This is a genomic window from Arthrobacter sp. sptzw32 (assembly GCF_059089735.1).
In genome coordinates this window covers 373,502-391,577 of record NZ_JBNHEZ010000001.1, presented here as the reverse complement: position 1 = coordinate 391,577, position 18,076 = coordinate 373,502, and the positions used below count along the sequence as shown (strand labels likewise).

General features: G+C 66.0%; 9 protein-coding genes. 2 read left to right on the top strand and 7 right to left on the bottom strand.

The features are described 5' to 3' along the window. Positions 1-70 precede the first annotated feature (70 nt). The gene (locus AC5RVN_RS01850) at positions 71-3,040 is read right to left on the bottom strand and encodes a UPF0182 family membrane protein (RefSeq protein WP_494137087.1); all 2,970 of its coding nucleotides are present in this window, start codon (positions 3,038-3,040) and stop codon (positions 71-73) included. A gap of 149 nt (positions 3,041-3,189) precedes the next feature. Then, positions 3,190-4,218, bottom strand: a complete 1,029-nt coding sequence (locus AC5RVN_RS01845; protein ID WP_494137086.1) for a YlbL family protein — start codon at positions 4,216-4,218, stop codon at positions 3,190-3,192. 309 nt (positions 4,219-4,527) lie between these two features. On the opposite strand from AC5RVN_RS01845, the gene AC5RVN_RS01840 reads away from it, so the two are divergent. Next, the gene (locus AC5RVN_RS01840; RefSeq protein ID WP_494136900.1) at positions 4,528-6,009 is read left to right on the top strand and encodes a zinc-dependent metalloprotease; all 1,482 of its coding nucleotides are present in this window, start codon (positions 4,528-4,530) and stop codon (positions 6,007-6,009) included. A gap of 3 nt (positions 6,010-6,012) precedes the next feature. Here AC5RVN_RS01840 and AC5RVN_RS01835 read toward each other — a convergent pair whose 3' ends face one another. From AC5RVN_RS01835 to nudC, 3 genes are read right to left on the bottom strand one after another with little or no spacing between them, the layout of a single operon-like run. Then, positions 6,013-6,624 (bottom strand): M48 metallopeptidase family protein, encoded by a 612-nt coding sequence (locus tag AC5RVN_RS01835; protein WP_494136899.1) that lies wholly within the window; start codon positions 6,622-6,624, stop codon positions 6,013-6,015. Next, positions 6,621-8,753 (bottom strand): ATP-dependent DNA helicase UvrD2, encoded by a 2,133-nt coding sequence (locus AC5RVN_RS01830; protein WP_494136898.1) that lies wholly within the window; start codon positions 8,751-8,753, stop codon positions 6,621-6,623. Before AC5RVN_RS01830 ends, AC5RVN_RS01835 begins: the two co-directional genes overlap by 4 nt. A 58-nt stretch (positions 8,754-8,811) precedes the next feature. Further along, a complete protein-coding gene (nudC, locus tag AC5RVN_RS01825; protein WP_494136897.1) occupies positions 8,812-9,834 on the bottom strand; it encodes an NAD(+) diphosphatase in 1,023 nt (340 codons plus the stop codon). 148 nt (positions 9,835-9,982) lie between these two features. Here nudC and AC5RVN_RS01820 point away from each other — a divergent pair, with 148 nt between their 5' ends. Beyond that, on the top strand, positions 9,983-11,269 hold the full coding sequence (locus tag AC5RVN_RS01820) for a macrolide 2'-phosphotransferase (protein ID WP_494136896.1): 1,287 nt from the start codon (positions 9,983-9,985) through the stop codon (positions 11,267-11,269). On the opposite strand, the gene AC5RVN_RS01815 is transcribed toward AC5RVN_RS01820, so the two are convergent. Beyond that, entirely contained in the window at positions 11,256-14,741 is a 3,486-nt protein-coding gene (locus AC5RVN_RS01815) for an ATP-dependent helicase (protein WP_494136895.1), read from the bottom strand. The two genes, AC5RVN_RS01820 and AC5RVN_RS01815, sit on opposite strands and share 14 nt — an antisense overlap. Continuing rightward, complete coding sequence (locus AC5RVN_RS01810; RefSeq protein ID WP_494137085.1) at positions 14,738-17,995, bottom strand: ATP-dependent helicase; 3,258 nt, start codon at positions 17,993-17,995, stop codon at positions 14,738-14,740. The genes AC5RVN_RS01815 and AC5RVN_RS01810 overlap by 4 nt, the downstream gene beginning before the upstream one ends. Positions 17,996-18,076 lie beyond the last annotated feature (81 nt).

Genomic DNA, 18,076 nt, shown 5'->3' with positions numbered 1-18,076 from the left:
GCGGGCGACGGTGGCGACGTGCTGGTCAGCTGCCGGTCAGCAGGCCGATGGCCGGCCAGCTGCCGGGTGGTCAGCTGGTGGGCGAAGGCGAAGGCGTGGCATCGGGCGTCGCGGTGGAAGCTGGAGCCGGAGTTGCCTCGGGAGCGGCAACCGGAATCTTGCCCTCCGCATCCACCGCCCTTTGGAGGGCAGCTGCAATGCGCTTCTGCGCTTCACCATAGGCTGCGAAGTCACCGGCTGACAATGCGGCCTGGCCTGCCTGGATGGCAGCGTTTGCCTCGTCCAGCGCTGCCCTCAGCTCGGCCTTGGCATCTGCGCCCGCCGGGGTGGCCGGAGCCGCCGGATCCGCGGGCGTCTGGCCGTTGTTGTCGGAGTCACCGGCAGCAGCCCCCGAGTCGCCGCCGAAGAGCTGCTTGAGCGCTTCGTCGAGGGTTGGGGCGAAGCCGACCTTGTCACCAAAGGCCACAAGGACACGCTGCAGCGTCGGGTAGGACGTCTCACCGGTGGACTTGAGGTAAACCGGCTGGACGTAAAGGATGCCGCCGCCCACCGGAAGTGTGAGCAGGTTGCCGTTCAGCACGTCCGAAGCACCTTGGCGAAGCAGGTTCAGTGCCTGCGAAACGGTGGGGTCAGAGTTGAACTTGTTCTGTGCCTGGCCCGGCCCGGGAACCTGGATCTCCGGCGGGATCTGCAGCAGCCGCAGCTTGCCATAGCTCTCAGCTCTAACACCCGCCTGGTTGCCGGCGTCGGAGTCAGCTGCGAGGAAGCCGTAGAGAACGTTGCGGGCGTTGCCGTTGACGATCTGCGGAATGAACGATGACGTCAGCTGGAAGGCCGGCTTCTCCTGGTCCGGCATCTGCAGGGACATGTAGAACGGCGGTTGCTTGACGTCGGTGTCCACTGTGGGATCCGCGGGGACGCTCCAGGCGTCGTTGGTCTTGTAGAAGCTGGACGGATCCGTGACGTGGTACTCCCCCAGCAGCTGGCGCTGGACCTTGAACAGGTCCTCCGGGTACCGGACGTGGCTCATGACATCGCCGGACATTTCCGAGAACGGTTTCAGCGACGTGGGGAAGACCTTCTGCCAGGACTTCAGCAGCGGATCCTGGTCGTCCCAGGCGTACAGGGTGACTGACCCGTCGTAGGCATCAACCGTGGCCTTCACCGAGTTGCGGATGTAGTTGACCGTGCTGTTGGGCAGGGCGACCGCGCGCCCGGACGTGGTCTGGGAGTCAGCAGTGGCGTCCGACAATTGCTCCTGCTGGGAGTACGGGTAGTACTGGCTGGTGGTGTAGCCGTCCACGATCCACTTGACCCGGCCGTCCACCACGGCCGGGTAAGCGTTGCCGTCAACCGTCAGGTATGGGGCAACCTTCTCCACGCGTTCACGGGGGTTGCGTTCGTACAGGATCTGCGACTCCGGGTTAACACCATCCGACAGCAGCAGATCGGAGGACTGGAACTTGATGGAGTACAGCACCCTGTTGAAGAACGTGCCGACGTTGGGCCCGCCGTTGCCTTCGAAGGTGTACTGGGTCTCCCCCTCGCCTGACGGCCTGTCCTGCTCGCGGGCCGGGGCACCGTCCGGTGCACCAACAATGGAATAGTCCGGCGAGGACTCGCCGAAGTAGATCCGGGGCTGGTAGCTCGAGTCATCGCCGAGGACGCCGGTTGAGGGAATGCCCGACTGGAGGAACTCCGGCTTGCCGTCGACGGTGAACTTGTTGCCCTTGGCCGCCACCACACCGTAGCCGTGGGTGTACACAACGTGCTGGTTGAGCCAGCCCTGCTGGTTGGTTGCCACGTTGGTGGGGTTCAGCTCCCGGACAGCGATCACGGTGTCCTGGATTTTGCCGTCCACTTCGTAGCGGTCCACGTTCAGCGCTTCCGGGAACTGGTAATAGGGGCGGTACTGCTCCAGCTGGGAGAACGCGTCAGAGATCAGGTTCGGGTCCAGCAGGCGGATGTTGGCGGTCGTCTGGGCATCCGGCGCCAGCGCTCCTGTAGTGGCCGTGTTGGTGGCGTCGTACCGGTCAACCTGAATTTTATCCAGGCCATAGGCGGCACGGGTGTTTTCAATGTTGCGCTGGATAAATTCCTTTTCCAGCGTCTCTTCGGAGGGGCGCACCTGGAACTGCTGGATCACCCAGGGGTAGACGCCGCCGGCCAGGATGGAGGTAATGACCAGCATTGCGGTTCCGATGACGGGCAGGCGCCAGCGGCCGATCACCGCAGCCACAACGAACAAAACGGCAACCAGCAGAGCTGCCACGGCGAGGATCGCCTTCGTGGGGATGACCGCGTTGACGTCCGTGTACAGGGCACCAGCCCAGCGTCCGTTGTTGCCCTGCACTGCAGAGTAGCGGTCCAGCCAGAAGTTGATGCCCAGCAGCACCAGGAAAGCGGCGCCGGTGACGGCGATGTGGATCTGCGCCGCGCGGCTGGTGAAGACCCCCCGCTCCATGAGCCGGATGCTGCCGTAGAGGTAGTGCGTCAGGATGCCTGCGATACCGGCGATCACCACCACGCTGATCAGGAAACCGGTAACGAAACCGAGGAACGGCAGCGTCATGAGGTAGAAGCTGATGTCCAGGCCGAACTCCGGGTCCTGTTTGCCGAACTGTTCCTGGTTGAAGAACAGGAGGACCTTCTGCCACTGGCTCGCCGCGGCGCTGCCGGCAAAAAGGCCGAAGAGGACGGGCAGGCCCACCATGACTACCCGGCGGACGGGTTCGAGCTGCGCCTGGTAGCGGTTGAGGTTGTCGCGGATTTCGGAGTCGGGGGCGTACACCGGCCGGGACTGGTAGGCGATCCGGATGGCGAAGAAGACAGCAAGGAACATCACCGCGAAGCCGGCGGCGAAGATCGCGATCCGGGCCAGGTTCTCGGTAACGAACACTTCGATGAAGCCAAGCTGCCGGTACCAGAGGACATCGGTCCAAACATTGGCAAAGAAGATGAAGCCCACTACCACCAGGGCGACAACGATCAGGGTGGGCGTCAACGCCCCGCGTCTTGAAGGGGGTTTACCTGTGGACATGGTGCTGGCGGGACGGGACAAACTCGGTACCTCATAGCTGGTCGTCAGTTATTCGAAACGTGCGTGCGAGCGACGTACGTACCGGTCAAACGCTGGTTTCGTCCGTCTTAAGTGCCACGAGTGGCGGTAAAGCTTAGTTCCTGCCCAGTCTAGTTCGTCGTGCAGCCCGGAAGGCCGGATGTGTCCCCGCCGGAACCGGCAAGCTCGACGGCGCGGCGGGCCTCCGCAAGGCTCTCCACCTTGACCGCTTGCAGGCCGTCAGGAACATGGCCCACCACGTCACCGCAGTTGGCAGCCGGGGCGAGGAACAGGGTGGCTCCTGCTGCCCTTGCGCCCTGCATCTTCTGAGCGATGCCGCCGATGGGCCCCACCACGCCGTCGGGGGTGATGGTCCCGGTACCCGCTACATGTTTTCCTCCGGTGAGGTCTCCGGGAGTGACGGTGTCGATGATGCCGAGGGAAAACATCAGTCCCGCGCTGGGCCCGCCCACTTTGTCCAGCGAGATCTCCACGTTGAAGGGGAAGGTGAACAGGTATTTGAGCATCACACCGAGAATAAACCGCCCCGCACCGTTGTCCTTCGGGGTGATCTCCTGCGTGACCTGCCGGCCGGCGCGTTCCACCACCACTGTGGCGGGGGCACCCTTTCCTGCCGCCAGTTCCTGCTGGATAACAGCGAGGGACGTGATGTCCTTGCCGTTGATGGTTTTGAGGATGTCGCCGGGATCAATTTTTCCGGCCGCGGCAGAGCCCTCGGAAAGATCTGCAGCCTGGAGCTGCTGCCCGAAAGGAATCTCCAGTTCCTTAAGGGCGGACGCCACAGCGTTCTCCTGGGACGTGGCCATGGCGACCGAGCTCTGTTCCTCGGCCTCTTCCTTGCTGGTCCCGGTGGGGTAGATCAACTCCTGCGGGTACACCGCCTTGGACGGGTCGAGCCAAGCGGAGAAAACGCCCATGATGCTCACCGGGCTGCTGGGACCGCCGCTCACGTACACAGTAGTCAGGTCAAGGTTGCCCGCTGCAGGATAGGTCTCCCGGCCGGTGACAGTGATGACCGGTCTGCCCTGGCTCTGGCCCAGGGTGTTGTACGCCGGGCCGGGTGTTTCGACGACGTACGGCACCGGCAGGGTGCCCACAGCGAGTCCGAGCACCAGGGCGCTTACTCCGGCCACCATCATGGCCGAAACCTTTTTGTCCCGGCGCTCCTGTCCGCCCGGAACCGCTGCCGTTCCAGCTTCCGGGGTACCTGCCGGCGCGCCGGTTTCAAAGCCCTCTGACACCCCGTGCCAGGGGCGGGAGGAAAGTTCGGCGGCGTGGTCCTCTGAGGGGTTGCCGCCACGGGTCGTAGTCACTGAACCAACACTACCGGTGCCCGCCGTGCGGAGTTCTTTGCCGACAGCGAACGGCAACCTGGTGCGGCAGACAGCCGACCACCACCGGGGTACCGTGAAGGTTGATCAACAGTCACACCGACGATCGGCGGGATCATGACCTCCAACCCACTTAATCCGTCCAACGGCGACGACACCCCCAAGGACCCGTTGACAGAGATGCTGCAAAACCTGATGGGCGGCCAGGGGATGGAAAACTTCGACCCTGCCGAACTGGCCAAGGCGGCCGGCCTGCCCAACGACCCCAACCTGCTGGCCCAGATGTTTTCCCAGGTGCAGGCCATGATGAGCGCACCGTCCGAAGGACCGGTGAACTGGAAGCTGGCCCACGAGAACGCCAGGCGGGTCGCAGCCGGCAGCGCTGACCCGTCAGTCAACCCCCAGCAGTCCCGCGAAGTGGACGAAGCCCTCCGGCTCGCCGAACTGTGGCTCGACCCTGTCACCGATCTTCCCGCCACCGGCCTGATCGGGCGCGCTTGGTCACGGGCGGAGTGGGTCGAAGCCACCCTCGGCACCTGGAAGAGACTGACGGAGCCGGTGGCGAACAGCATCGCCAATGCACTGTCATCGGCGATGACCGAGCAGATGCCCGAAGAAATGAAGTCCATGATGGGCGGGGCCTCGTCGATGCTCCAGAACATGGGCGGTGCGATCTTCGGTATGCAGTTGGGGCAGGCAATCGGCGCCCTCTCCACCGACGTCGTGAGCTCCACCGACATCGGTGTTCCCCTCGCAGACCTGGAGATGGCCCTGCTGCCCACCAACGTCGCTGCCTTCGGCGAAGGGCTTTCGCTGCCTGAGAACGATATCCGGCTTTTCCTGGCTGTCCGGGAAGCTGCCCACGCCCGCCTCTTTGTCCAGGTTCCCTGGCTGCGTGGCCACCTGCTGGGCGCCATCGAGGCCTACGCCCGAGGAATCCACATTGATACTTCCCGCATAGAGGAATTGGCCCGGGACCTTGATCCCAGCAATCCGGAGGGTATCCAGGAAGCCCTTTCCCAAGGCGTGTTCATGCCCCAGCGGACGCCCGCCCAGGACCAGGCCCTGGAAAAGCTGGAAACAGCGCTCGCACTGGTGGAGGGCTGGGTGGATGAACTCACTGCCGCGGCCACGGAGAAGGTCCTGCCATCCGCAAGCGCCCTGCGGGAAACAGTCCGCCGGCGCCGTGCCACGGGCGGCCCGGCAGAGCACGCCTTCGCCTCTTTGGTGGGACTCGAACTTCGTCCCCGCCGCCTGAGGGATGCGGCCACGCTGTGGGCAACGCTGAAGGAAGAACGCGGCGTTGAAGGCCGTGACGCCATCTGGCACCACCCCGACCTGCTGCCCACTGCCGAGGACCTGGACGATCCCCGTGGCTTCAGCGGACGCCGGAAACTCGCTGAAGCCAGCGACACTGAGGTGGACGATGCCCTGCAGAAGCTGCTGAGCGGTGGCTTTGACGACGCTCCTTCCAGCGGAGCCGAAGAAGCCGACGGCGGGCAGGACGGCAAGCTTGCCGATGGCACGGATACCGACGGGACGGGCGCCGGCAGCCAGGAGGACGGACAGGACGGGCCCGGCGGCGGGCCCAAGAGCTAAGGACTAGTCGGCGTCGTCCGCCCAGTGCTCCTGCCCTGGACGGGTGACGCCGGTGGCGTCCCCTGCTTTACTGCCGGGCAGGCCGCGGGCCACGGCGAAGGACACTCCTTCCAGGAAGGCCTTCGCCCGTGCAGTCTCCGGGTAAGCCTCCAGCAGCTTCCAGAACGCGGCGTTGTGCCCGGCCACCAGGAGGTGTGCGAGCTCATGGAGCAGTACGTAGTCGATGACCCACTGCGGCATGGGACGCAGCTTGTCCGAGAGGCGGATGGTGCCGTCCGCAGGGGTGGCCGAACCCCATCTCGAGTTCTGGTTACCGACCCAGCGTACCGACGCCGGCACGGCCTTTCCGCCGAGGTACCTTTCCGAGAGCTGGGCTGCGTGGGCGGCCAGGGCGGCGTCTGAGGCGGGACGCCTCCTTGCGGAAGCTGAGCGCCGGTCCCCCTGCCGGTGCAGTTTGGCCAGCATCCGGTGAACCCATTCCTTCTCCTGGGCTGCCGTGAACCGCGCCGGGATGGCGACCACGGCGGTTCCGTTTTCCCAGAACGCCGCAACCGTGCGGGTGCGGCGGGCGGAACGGCGGACCTCAACGGGAGCACCGCCCTCCGTGGTGATCACAGGGACGTGCTTTCCACCAGGACCCGCAGGACATCTTCCCCGTAGCGTTCCAGCTTTGACGGTCCGACTCCCGCCAGCGCCGCAAGTTCCTCCAGCGACGCCGGCCGGGCCTCCGCGATGGCGGTGAGTGTTGCATCCGTAAACACCACGAACGCGGGTACATCGGCAGCGAGCGCCACCTCGCGCCGCCAGGTTCTCAGGGCGTCGAAGGTCTGTTCCTCATAGCTTGGCGGGCAGGCACTGCACCGGCCCACCTTCCGTTCGGCTCCGGTGGTCAGCATGCTGCCGCAAACCCGGCATACAGCCGGGGCGGCAGCCTTGCGGCGGGGAGCCGGTCCCTTGCCCCTGATGTTTGAGCCGGCCACGGAATCCGGGCGCAGGCCGTCCAGGAACCTGGACGGCCTGCGGTTGGCGCGGCCGCCGGGAGTCCTGGCCGTGGACCAGGACAGAGACAGGTGTTCCCGCGCGCGGGTGATTCCGACGTAGAGGAGCCGCCGTTCCTCGTCCACCGATTCGGGTGTGTCGGCGAAGGAGATGGGCATCAGTCCTTCGCTGAGCCCCACCAGGAACACGGCGTCCCATTCCAGGCCCTTGGCCGCGTGCAGGGAAGCAAGGGTGACGCCCTGCACCGTGGGTGCATGCTGGGCCAGTGAACGTTCCTGAAGCTCGTTGACAAATTCGGCGAGGCCAAACTCCGGCCCCCGGCTCTTGACGAGTTCATCGGCGAGGGCAACCAGCGCCGCAAGGGATTCCCAGCGTTCCCTGAGCGCACCGCCGCTGTGGGGGGCGGCATCCGTGTAGCCAAGGGAAGCCACGATGTCACGGACCAGCTGGCCCAGCGGTTCCGGCGATTCGCCGGAAACTGCCCGGGTGGCTGCCCGCAGCTGCAGGATGGCATCGCGTACTTCCTTGCGGGCAAAGAAGCGCTCGCCGCCGCGCAGCTGGTAACCAATGCCGGCGGCAGCAAGCGCCTGTTCGTAAGCTTCGGACTGGCCGTTGGTGCGGAACAGGACAGCCACCTCGCTGGCCGGAGTGCCGGCGTCGAGCAGTGCCTTGATCTTCTGCGCCACCGTGGCGGCTTCCGCTTCATCGTCCGTGCACTCCGTGAACTGGGGCGCCGGCCCGGACGGCCGCTGCGCCACCAGCTGGAGCGGCGCAGCCCAGGCCGCGTCGGCAACGGCTCCTCCGCTCCGCCGGCCGGCCAGCAGATCGTTGGCGAGCTTGACCACCTGCGGCGTGGAGCGGTAGTCCCTGACCAGTTTGACCACATTGGCCTGTGGATAGCGGGCCTTGAACTCCAGGAGGTGTTTCGGCGAGGCACCGGTGAACGAGTAAATGGTCTGGCTTGCGTCCCCGACGACGCACAGCTCGTCCCTTCCTCCCAGCCATAGCTCAAGGAGCCGCTGCTGCAGCGGTGAAACGTCCTGGTACTCGTCCACCACAAAGTGCCGGTACTGCTCGCGGACGGTGGCGGCGACCTTTTCGTCCTCCTGCAGGATGCCCACGGTAATCAGCAGGACGTCTTCGAAGTCAATGACGTTGCGGTCTGTCTTGACATCCTCATAGGACTGGAAGACCCTCGCGACGGCGGTGAGGTCGAAACCGCCCGGAGCGCCACGGTCCTGCGCGTTTTCCAGGTAATTGGCGGGGGTCAGCATGGATACTTTTGCCCACTCTATTTCCGAGGCAAGGTCCCGGATGGAGGCCCTGTCCGTGCTCAGCCGAAGCCGCCGGGCCGCTTCGGCAAGTATCTGGGCTTTGTGGTCGAGCAGGTTGGGCAGCGTTCCGCCGACAGCCTGCGGCCAGAAAAACTGGAGCTGCCGCAGAGCCGCAGCGTGGAAGGTGCGGGCCTGGACGTTGCCTGCGCCAAGGTCCCGCAGCCGGCTGCGCATCTCCGCCGCCGCACGGGCAGTGAAGGTCACGGCCAGCAGCCGCTGGGGGGTGTAAACCCCGGTGTGCACACCGTAGGCGATGCGGTGCGTGATGGCGCGGGTCTTGCCGGTCCCGGCACCGGCAAGGACACACAAGGGACCCTTGAGCGTGCTCGCCACCTCGCGCTGTTCCGCGTCCAGCCCGCCAAGAATGCGGTCCTCCACGGAAGCTGCACTGTCAAAAATATCTGTAGTCACTCTTGCTGCTTTTTCGTCTCGACTACCGCGTGCTGGAGTCTGGTGGATAACTAAAGTTTCAGGAACCTGACAGGTCCTGAATACGTCCGCCGAACCAGTGCTCTATCAGGGAGCGGGCAATCGATAACCGGCTGGAGATGGTGATCTCACCGGCGAGCACGGCGTCCTGGAGTTCCTCGCGGCTGAACCAGCGCGCCCTGGTGACCTCCACGCCGTCGGGCGTTGCCTCTGCGTCTTCAGTGACGGCGGTAAATCCAAGCATAAGGGAGGCCGGGAACGGCCAGGACTGCGAGCCAAGATACTGGCACGCGGTAACCCGCACTCCCACTTCCTCGTGGATCTCCCGGACCACCGCCTGTTCCAGCGACTCCCCGGGCTCCACGAACCCCGCCAGGGTCGAGTAATTTGTGGCAGCAGGGTCTCCGCCGCCGCCGAGGAGCAGGCGGCCGTCCGGGCCCACTACGGTGACGATGATGGCGGGATCGGTGCGGGGGTAGTGCTCCGAGGAATCAACCGGGCAGCGCCGCACCCATCCCCCGGCCTCGACGCCCGTGGGCGAACCGCAGCGCGGGCAATGCGTGTGGGTGGCGTGCCACTTGGCGATGGCGCTGGCTTCCACGAAGAGCGCGGTCTGCGTTGGGGTCAGTCCAGCGGCAACATCGCGGAACCCTGCCCACGCTGCATCCAAAGGGACGCCGGCCGTTCCGGGCTCAATTGTTTCCGGCAGGACGAAGAGCAGCAGCTGGGTACCCGGGGCCAGGTCCGAGTCAGGAAGGGCGGAACCAAGGTATACGGTCAGCCGCGGTGCGGCACCGGCAGCGGCAAGGTCATCACGCAGTGCTCCTGCCTTCGCCATAAACAGTCCGCCGCCCTGGACCAGGCCCTGCCGGCCGGAAATGACCACTGCCATGGTGTCGGTTGCGGCCAGGAGTTCTTCCACCATCCCCGGTTGGGCCCGGGCGACAGATCCGCGGTCGATCAGGGCAGGAGGGACCGGGAGTACCGTTTCCGTCAGGTGGTTCGCCGGCAGCCGGGCTGCCTTTCCCGGTTGGACCGGTGTCACAGACTCCGCATGGCTCATGGGTCCACCGTACTGACTGGGACGGACAATTGATATTCAGGGGCACGTCCCACCCACGGGGCCCGCATGCCTACCCTGTTTTGGACTATCTGAAGACTCGCCGTCCTTGGACCGGTGTCTTGGACTGGACGCAATCTACCGTGGAACGGTGAGAAGAAAACCGATTGAACTGGCAGCCGTTGCAACCGCGGCAGTCCCCGGACTGACCCCGACGGCCGTCAGCTCTGCCCCGGACGACCCCGCGGACTTCGACTCTGCCCTCCTTCTCGATTCCGAGGGCAAGCGGTGGCGGGTCCGCTCGCCGCGCCACGCCGAGGCAAGCGCACGGCTGGAGACGGAATTCCTCGTGCTGCGGGCGTTCGCCCCGGGCATCCGCGCCGAACTGCCTTTCCTTATGCCCACCGTTGCCGGCAGTGTACGGCTGGGAACCTTGAGCACGTTCGTCTACTCGCACCTGTCCGGCAGCACGCGCAGCGTCGAGGAATTGACCGCCGGCCCGGATGCCCTTGCCCGCGACATTGGCGGTGCCCTTGCCGCCATCCATGACCTGCCCCGTTCGCTGGTCAGCAACGCCGACCTGCCCAGCTACACGCCAAACGAGTTCCGGCAGCGCCGGCTGAATGAACTTGACCAGGCTGCAACCACCGGGAAAATCCCCCCGGCCCTGCTGCTCCGCTGGGAGCACGCGATGGAAGACGTCTCCTTGTGGCGCTTCAACCCCAGTGTGGTGCACGGCGACCTTCACGAAGATAACCTCCTGGTGGAAGGCCAGCGGGTGACTGCCGTGACCGGGTGGACCGATCTGCGGATCGGCGATCCTGCCGACGATTTCGCCTGGCTTGTAGCCTCTAACGAGCAGGACTTCGTGGACGCGGTCCTGGGTGCCTATACTGCCGGGCGCCGCGACACGCCGGACAACCACCTCCTGCGGCGGGCAGCACTGTCGGCCGAGTTCGCCCTTGCCCAGTACCTGGTGAAGGGAATCGCGTCGGATGACCCCGGCATGGTTTCCGAAGCAGAGGAAATGCTTCGCAGCCTTGCCCGGGACATCGAAGAGTACGGCGGGCAGCCTATCAGCGTGGAGCCACAGCCGGCCCCGGGGACTCCGGCTACGGGCAGTGTGCCCGCAGTGGGCAACGTGCCCGCAGCTGCCGGCGTGCCGGTCATGCGGGCAGCCGACGCCGGCCCTGCCGTTGCGGTGCCTTCCGTCACAGTGGTCCCGCTGCCCGTCCAGGCCCCCGTCCAGCCGGCGGTTCACGTCACCGCCATCCCGGCGGAGCCCGCGGCCGACACCCGCAACGAAGCCGCTGACGCAGACAAGGCGCAGAGCGGCAGCCAGGCGGAGAACAAACCTCAGCCCAAAGCGGAGGAGAGGAAAGTAGTGGACGACACCTCCACCGCCGCCATCTCCATTGTCGACGTCACGAGGACCTAAGGGCAGCGGCCACGATGTCCTCGAGCTCTGCGGCTGTTCCAAGATCGTGGGGGCGCACCACCTCATTGTCCGCGACGTAGAAAAAGGCTGCCCGTACTTCCTGTAGAGGCACTGCCTTCAGCCGGGCCCAGGCCAGGCGGTACACGGCAAGCTGCACGGCCTTGGTCCTCAGCTGCGCAGCGGACGGCCGCCGTCCGGTCTTCCAGTCCACCAGGTCCCACCGGCCGTCGGCATCCTGGAAGACGGCGTCGATGCGGCCGCGTACGACCACGCCGCCCACGCGGGTTTCGACAGGAACCTCCACAAAGGCCGGCGACCGGTCGGCCCAGGGTGACGCCTTGAAGGTGGCCACCATGGCGTCAAGGTCGTAGGCAGCATCGATGTGGTCATCGGAGCCTGGAGCTTCGCCGAGGTCCAGCATTCCGGCGGTACCGAAATACTCCTCCACCCATGCATGGAATGCGGTGCCCTTCCGGGCCGACATGCCCGGTTCCCGTGGTACAGGCCTGCGGAGCCTGCCAAGGACTGCGGCGGGGTCCTCCCGGAGTTCCACCAGGGTGGACGCGGAAATGTGGCCGGGCAGGTGTACGTCCCTGCCGGCATTCCTCCTGGCGCGGCGTTCCAGCAGCAGCGCCGCTTCGCGGGCCCATCCCCGGGCCACGCCGGTCAGCTCCTTGCCGGGCTCAGGCTCAGCTGCGGGTACTTCCGGTTGGCCCGGTACGGGCGATTCCCCGTGCGCGTTTCCCAGGGCGGCAAGAACATTGGCGGCAGCTGCTTCCATGGCTTCGCGCCGTCCGCGCGAAAGACGCAGCCGCTCGCCGGTGCAAGGATCCACGGGCCCCTCCAGGGGGTCGTACGGCCAAACGGCAACTTCGGCCTCAAGGGTCAGGGGGCTTTCCTCCGGAAGGGAAGCTTCCTCGAGTGACCTGGGATGGACTGTCGCAGCCGCGCGGGGCAAAACCCCTGTTACCGTTGTGAGTTTCTCGAGCTCGGTAAGAAACGGTGACATGTGCGCACGCCCTGCCCTTGCGCCGACCCATGCAGGGCTGGATGCCCAGAGGACATGCTTGGCCCTGGTGTAGGCGACGTAGGCGAGGCGGCGTTCTTCTGACTCCCCGTGGGCCTGCACGTCCGCTTTGAAGTCTTTTTCCGCGTCCAGCCAGCCTTTTTGGTCCGGCTGGTCCAGGTCCCACTGGGGAAGGTCGGCGCGGTCACCCCGGAGCGGCCAGGGCAGTGCCGCCGAACCGCTGCTCCAGCGGGAATCCCTGTCACTGGGAAAGGCCCCCGCATTGAGTCCGGGGACAAAGACCACATCCCATTCGAGGCCTTTGGATGCATGGACCGTCAGGAGTTGCACGGCCTCCCGGTTGACGTCGGCGGCCGGCGCGTCCAAGCCGTTTTCCTCCACAGCTGCAGCTTCCAGCCAGGACAGGAACGCGAGGATATCCACGCGCTGTGACGTCCGCAGGAAGCCTGCCGCAGCGTCCTGGAAGGCATCTAGGTTGCGGCGGGCCTGGTGGATGCTGATGCCCGGCCGCGCTGCCACTTCAATGTCCAGCAGCATGGCCCGCTCAACTTCACCCAGCAGGGTGGTGAGGTCGTCACCGAGGTAGCTTCGAAGCTGCCGCAGCTCCAATGACAGCCGCGCAAGCCTGCCGCGGGCACCAGCGCTAAGGGACCGGCCATTGGCAGAAACCCAGCCCTCCCGGGGCAGCCAGTCCAGGGCCTCCACCAGGCTGGCCCCGTCAGTCAGGTCGCTTTCGACGACAGTTCCGCCGGCTTCATCCGACAGCTCGTCAGGTGTTTTTTCGGCAGCCTGCCCCCGACGGCGCGCCAGTTGGCTGGACCAGTCGCGCAGCGCCATCAGGTCTGCGGGCCCGATGCGCCAGCGGGCACCGGCCAGGAGGCGCATCAGCGAATCGGAGCGCCCAGGGTCGGCCAGCACACGCAGGGTGGCCACAAGGTCCACGATCTCTGGAGTATCCAGGAGCCCGCCCAGCCCGACAATTTCATAGGGAATTCCCCTGGCCTCAAACTGCCGCCGGACAGTCTCCATCTGCGCGCGGCGGCGGCAGAGGACGGCAATGGCCGGCGGTACGGGCGTGCCGTCGGTTTTGAGCTCGAAGTCCGTTACCCGGTACTTGAGAACGTCATCAGCCAGCGCGCACGCTTCATCAACATCTGTCCCGAAGCGCCCCAACACCACTGTTCCCTCAACTGCATGCGGGCTCGGCTGCAGCGGAGGCACATCCGCTGCAGCCCGCCCTCCCCCGCCCGCCGGTCCCCGCTGGGCTTCCGCCTTCCCAAGGGACTCCGACATGACATTGGCTGCCGCGAGGATGGAGCGGCCGTTCCGCCAGGCCGTTGTCAGGTAGGAGGTGGGGGCAGGAGCCCACTGCCCGGCCTCCGCTGGACCATTGCGGACAGGGAATTCGCGGACGAAGTGGAAGAGTTGACCGGCCGAGGCCCCGCGGAAGCCATAGATCGACTGGTTAGGGTCGCCGACTGCGGTCACCGCGTGCCCTCCGCCGAAAAGCCGGGAGAACAGCACCAGCTGGGCGTAGGAGGTGTCCTGGAACTCATCGAGCAGCACCACCTTGTACCGCTGCTGTTCCATGGTGGCGGCCAAGGGGACATCCTGCGCCACCTTCGCCGCGAGGGCCACCAGGTCTCCGAAGTCAAGGGCGCCCCGCGCCCGCTTGGCTGCCGCGTACCGGCCAACCATGTCCGCTACGCTCGCACGGGTCCGGAGCATCCCGGCGAGCTCGGCCGCCGCCTGGGGCGGGTTTTTCTTTTTGGACTCCTGATACGGCAGGGACTCAAATTCGGACAGCCGGGCCATCAGCCATGCTTCCACGTCCTCAGGCTCCTGAAGGTGCTCCGCGCATTCCCCGGCAAGCTGGATGACAGCCTTCACCAGGGTGGATTTGGCAGAACGGAAGTGCGCGTATTCGCCGTCGTAGGCTTCCACCACTTCAGTGGCCAGCTGCCAGGCTTGGGCGCCGCCGAGGAGGACCACGTCCCGCTCCACGCCCAGCCGGAGTCCGTAATCTGAAACAACGCCGCTGGCAAAGGAGTGGTAGGTGGAAACCTTGGGCTCGAGGGACTCACTGGTGGCCACGTCCTTCGGGAACAGCCGGTGCCCCGTGTCCTGCCCGGCCAGCCGCTGCAGGGCAGCCAGCTTGGCCCGGATGCGGGACGCGAGCTCGCCGGCTGCCTTCCGGGTGAATGTCACCCCGAGAACTTCCTCAGGCCTGACCCAGCCGTTGGCCACCAGCCAGACCACGCGGTCCGCCATGGTGGCGGTTTTGCCGGACCCTGCACCCGCGATGACCAGCCGCGGCGTCAGCGGTGAACTGATAATGGCTGACTGTTCCGGCGTGGGGACGTTCTTCTCGCCCAGCAGGAGAGAGAGCTTTTCCGGCGTGAAGCGCGGTTCCGGCACCCCGGCGGAGACTGTTGTCCCGCTCATTCCGTTACCTGCCTTCCCCGTACACACAGCGGGCACACTTCAGGTAGCCGGCAGCCATGGCCGCCGTGGCTGCCCTTTGACGGATCGTGCCGTGCCATGAATTCGCTGCCGCCCATCACTGCAGCTGCCTCCTTCACCATGTCCATTGCCCAGTTGTCCTTCGGGTCGAGTGCCTCCTGCTGCTGGATGCCGGGGTTTTTTGCGCCTGTACCAAGCTGGGCGAGAATCGCACCACCCGGGACCGCAGGGGCACCTCCTTCAGCGTTGTCATTGAAAGCCCCGGCAAGGACCGCGGCCTGGTAGGAGCCAAGCTGGGGATGCGTGCCGAGTTCGGTTTTGCCCGGCTGGCGTTTTCCTGTCTTGAGATCCACGATGACCAGCCTGCCCTCGCTGTCGATTTCCAGCCGGTCCACCTGCCCGCGGAGGACGGCTGCACGGGGCGCACCGTGGTCAACAGCTACATCGGGGAGCTTCACCTCAAAGTCCTGCTCCACCCCCAGCAGGCTCCGGCCTTCGCTCCTCATGACCAGCACGTACTGGGCCAGCTTGCGTACCATCGCTTCGGCCCGCTGGAAATCAAGCCTTCCCTCCCAGTTGTCCTTCATCCCCAGCGCAGGCCAGCGCCGCACGAGTTCGGCTACGTATTCTGCTCCTGATGCCTCAGGTAATTCCTGGGCGATGCTGTGAACCAAAGTGCCCAGGCTCCTGGCGAAATCGGTGGCCGCTTCACCGCCGGCTGCCTGCACAAACCAGTCGAGCGGCGACTTCTGGACGGTCTCCACTTTCGACGGCGACACAAATACTGTCCCGCCGGGGGGAACCACGGCATCGGAAGAGGTCAACTGTGGCAGCCCCCACCAGCTTCCGGGGTGCGCGCCGGCCACGGGAGGCTCGACAGCAGCAAGCCGCGCGAGGACGCGCACCGCTTCCGCCGCCTCAACAGCATGCCGGCCGTCCAGCTGGGCATACTGCCGGAGTTCGGCAACCAGAGCGCGCAAGGTCATGGGGCGCTCCACCGGTGTGTAGGACCGGGCGTGCTGATCCGGATGAAGGGGTGAAACATAATCCAGGAAGGAGGACGGCTGATCGTCCTCCGAGGAGACGGCAGTGCAGATCAGAAGTTCACGCGCCCGCGACACCGCCGTCGAGAAGCTCCGCAGTTCGTCGTACCGGATGTCCCGCAACCGGCTCAGCGGATCCCGCTGCAGCGCGTAACCTGCTCCGTGTTCAAAGGCGTCGGCGTACAGGGTGCTGCCCAGCAACTCGCCGCGGAGCCGCGTGTTCGGCCACACACCTTCCTGGAGTCCGGGCACCAGCACCACAGGCCATTCCCGCCCTGCCGCACTTGCCGGAGTCATCAATTCCACGGCGTCCTCCAGCTGGGCCCGGGCGGCCAGGGTGTCCATGGGAAGTTCCTGGTTGAGCAGGTACTCAAGGAACTGCTCCGGACCGGCGCCGGGCATCTGGTCCACATAACGCTCAGCCGTGTGGAAGAGCGCCATCATCGCATCAAGATCCCGGTCGGCCCGGGCGCCGTGCGGCCCGCCGGCCAGCGCCGTTTTCGTCCAGGCAGCGGAGAGGCCGGTTGCGTTCCAGAGCGCCCACAGTACAGACTCAGCGTTGGCCCCGGGTTCGAAGGCAGCTTTCCGTCCGGCCTGGATCATCCCTGCTGTGCGTCGCGCCGCACGGCCTTCCATGCCGAGGGAAGAGAGCGCTCCCGGTTCCAGCAGGGCTTCGACGAGGAGGTCGTCGCTGGTGCGTCCTCCTCCGCCCAGGAGCTCCTCCCGCCTCAGCGACTGCCGGAGCCGCCGCAGCTCGATGGACGTGGCACCGCCGATACGGGACGTCAAAAGGGATACAGCTGTTTCCGGGGTCAGCAACGCCGGATCCAGCGCGACGGCGAACGCGTCGAGCAGGGGGCGAACCGCCACTTCGTCCCGGACGGCCGATTCGGCCACGGGCACCCGGACCGGGATCCCCTGCCCGGACAGGTAACGCTGCAGCTCGCTGACCTGCGCGCCGTTGCGCACAATGACTGCGATGCCGGCCAGGTCCCTGCCATGGTTGATGTGCTGGTCCAGGATGCGCTGTGCCACATAACGCAGTTCGTGCACCGCTGACGGCACCAAGTGCGCTTCCACCGTGCCCTGCTCCCGGTCCCCCGCCGGCTGCTCCAGTTGGCGTGCCAGCTGGCCGCCTGCCCGCTGGGAGATGCGGCCGGCAACCCCCAGCCACGCGTCTGCCAATACCCGGCCGTGCCGGTGTGCATAGCGCAGCGGCCGCTCCAGGACCGGGGCACCCGGCGACAACAGCTGCGGCAGTTCGGCCACAAGGTCGGGGCGAGCCCCGCGGAAACCCTGGACTACGGTGTCCGGGGAAAAGGATACGAAGCAATCCTTTCTGCGGGCTATGTCAGCCAGAAGCTCAAAGACAGCCGGGTTAGCCTCCTGCACGTCATCGACGATGACCACCTGCAGCCGCTCGCGCTCGGCTTCCAGGAATTCTGGAACGTCCTGGAAGATCTGGCGCACAGCGGTGATGATCCCGGCCGGATCAAAAGCCTCAGGCATACGCAGGTCCAGGACGTCCCGGTACTCTGCATACAGCCCCGCGGCGGCAATCCAGTCAGGCCGGCCGCACTGCCGGCCCAGGTCAGCAAGGTCAGCGGCCGTCAGCCCGGACTCGATAACGCGATCGAACAGTTGCCGTACTTCCTGGCGGAAACCGCGCGTCTCCAGCGCTCCTGCGAGATCCTCCGGCCACGGCAGCTCCAGCCCGGGCAGGCGGTGGCCTTCAAGGAGTTCCTTGATGATGAGGTCCTGCTCCGGACCGGAAAGGAGGCGTGGCGGCCTTGGAAGGGGCAGCACGCCTTCGGCCTTGGCACGCCGGAGGACATCGAAGGCGTAGGACGCCCAGGTGCGGGCCGGGGTGGTGCTGAGGCTTCTGTCCAGACGGGCGGTGAACCGGTCCCGCAGGGAGTCCGCCGCCAGCCTCGTGGGAGCCAAGATGAGCATGCGTTCAGGGTCCACTCCGTCCCGAAAAACGCGGGTGACCGCGGCTTCGACCAGGACCGTTGTTTTTCCCGTTCCCGGTGCCCCTGGAACCAGGACAGGCCCGGAGCCCTGTGCCACGTCAACAGCTGCCTGCTGATCCGACGACAGCAGCGGGGCGTCGGCATAAAACTGCCGCGGCGGCAGCAGTCTGAGGCCCGGAAAGCCGGACTGGGCAGGGAGCCCGGTCCCGGCGTCGGGCATGGCTTCTGTTGCTAAAGCAAACCCTGCTACAAGGCCTTCTGCCGTTTCCTGCCAGTACTCGTCGCGGGGGCCTGTAAAGGG

Bases quoted from the DNA above. Each gene is read 5' to 3' on its own strand.
- AC5RVN_RS01845 (WP_494137086.1), bottom strand. From the start codon at position 4,218: ATGATGGTGGCCGGAGTAAGCGCCCTGGTGCTCGGACTCGCTGTGGGC.
- nudC (WP_494136897.1), bottom strand. From the start codon at position 9,834: ATGAGCCATGCGGAGTCTGTGACACCGGTCCAACCGGGAAAGGCAGCC.
- AC5RVN_RS01810 (WP_494137085.1), bottom strand. From the start codon at position 17,995: ATGCCCGACGCCGGGACCGGGCTCCCTGCCCAGTCCGGCTTTCCGGGC.
- AC5RVN_RS01850 (WP_494137087.1), bottom strand. From the start codon at position 3,040: ATGTCCACAGGTAAACCCCCTTCAAGACGCGGGGCGTTGACGCCCACC.
- AC5RVN_RS01840 (WP_494136900.1), top strand. From the start codon at position 4,528: ATGACCTCCAACCCACTTAATCCGTCCAACGGCGACGACACCCCCAAG.
- AC5RVN_RS01815 (WP_494136895.1), bottom strand. From the start codon at position 14,741: ATGAGCGGGACAACAGTCTCCGCCGGGGTGCCGGAACCGCGCTTCACG.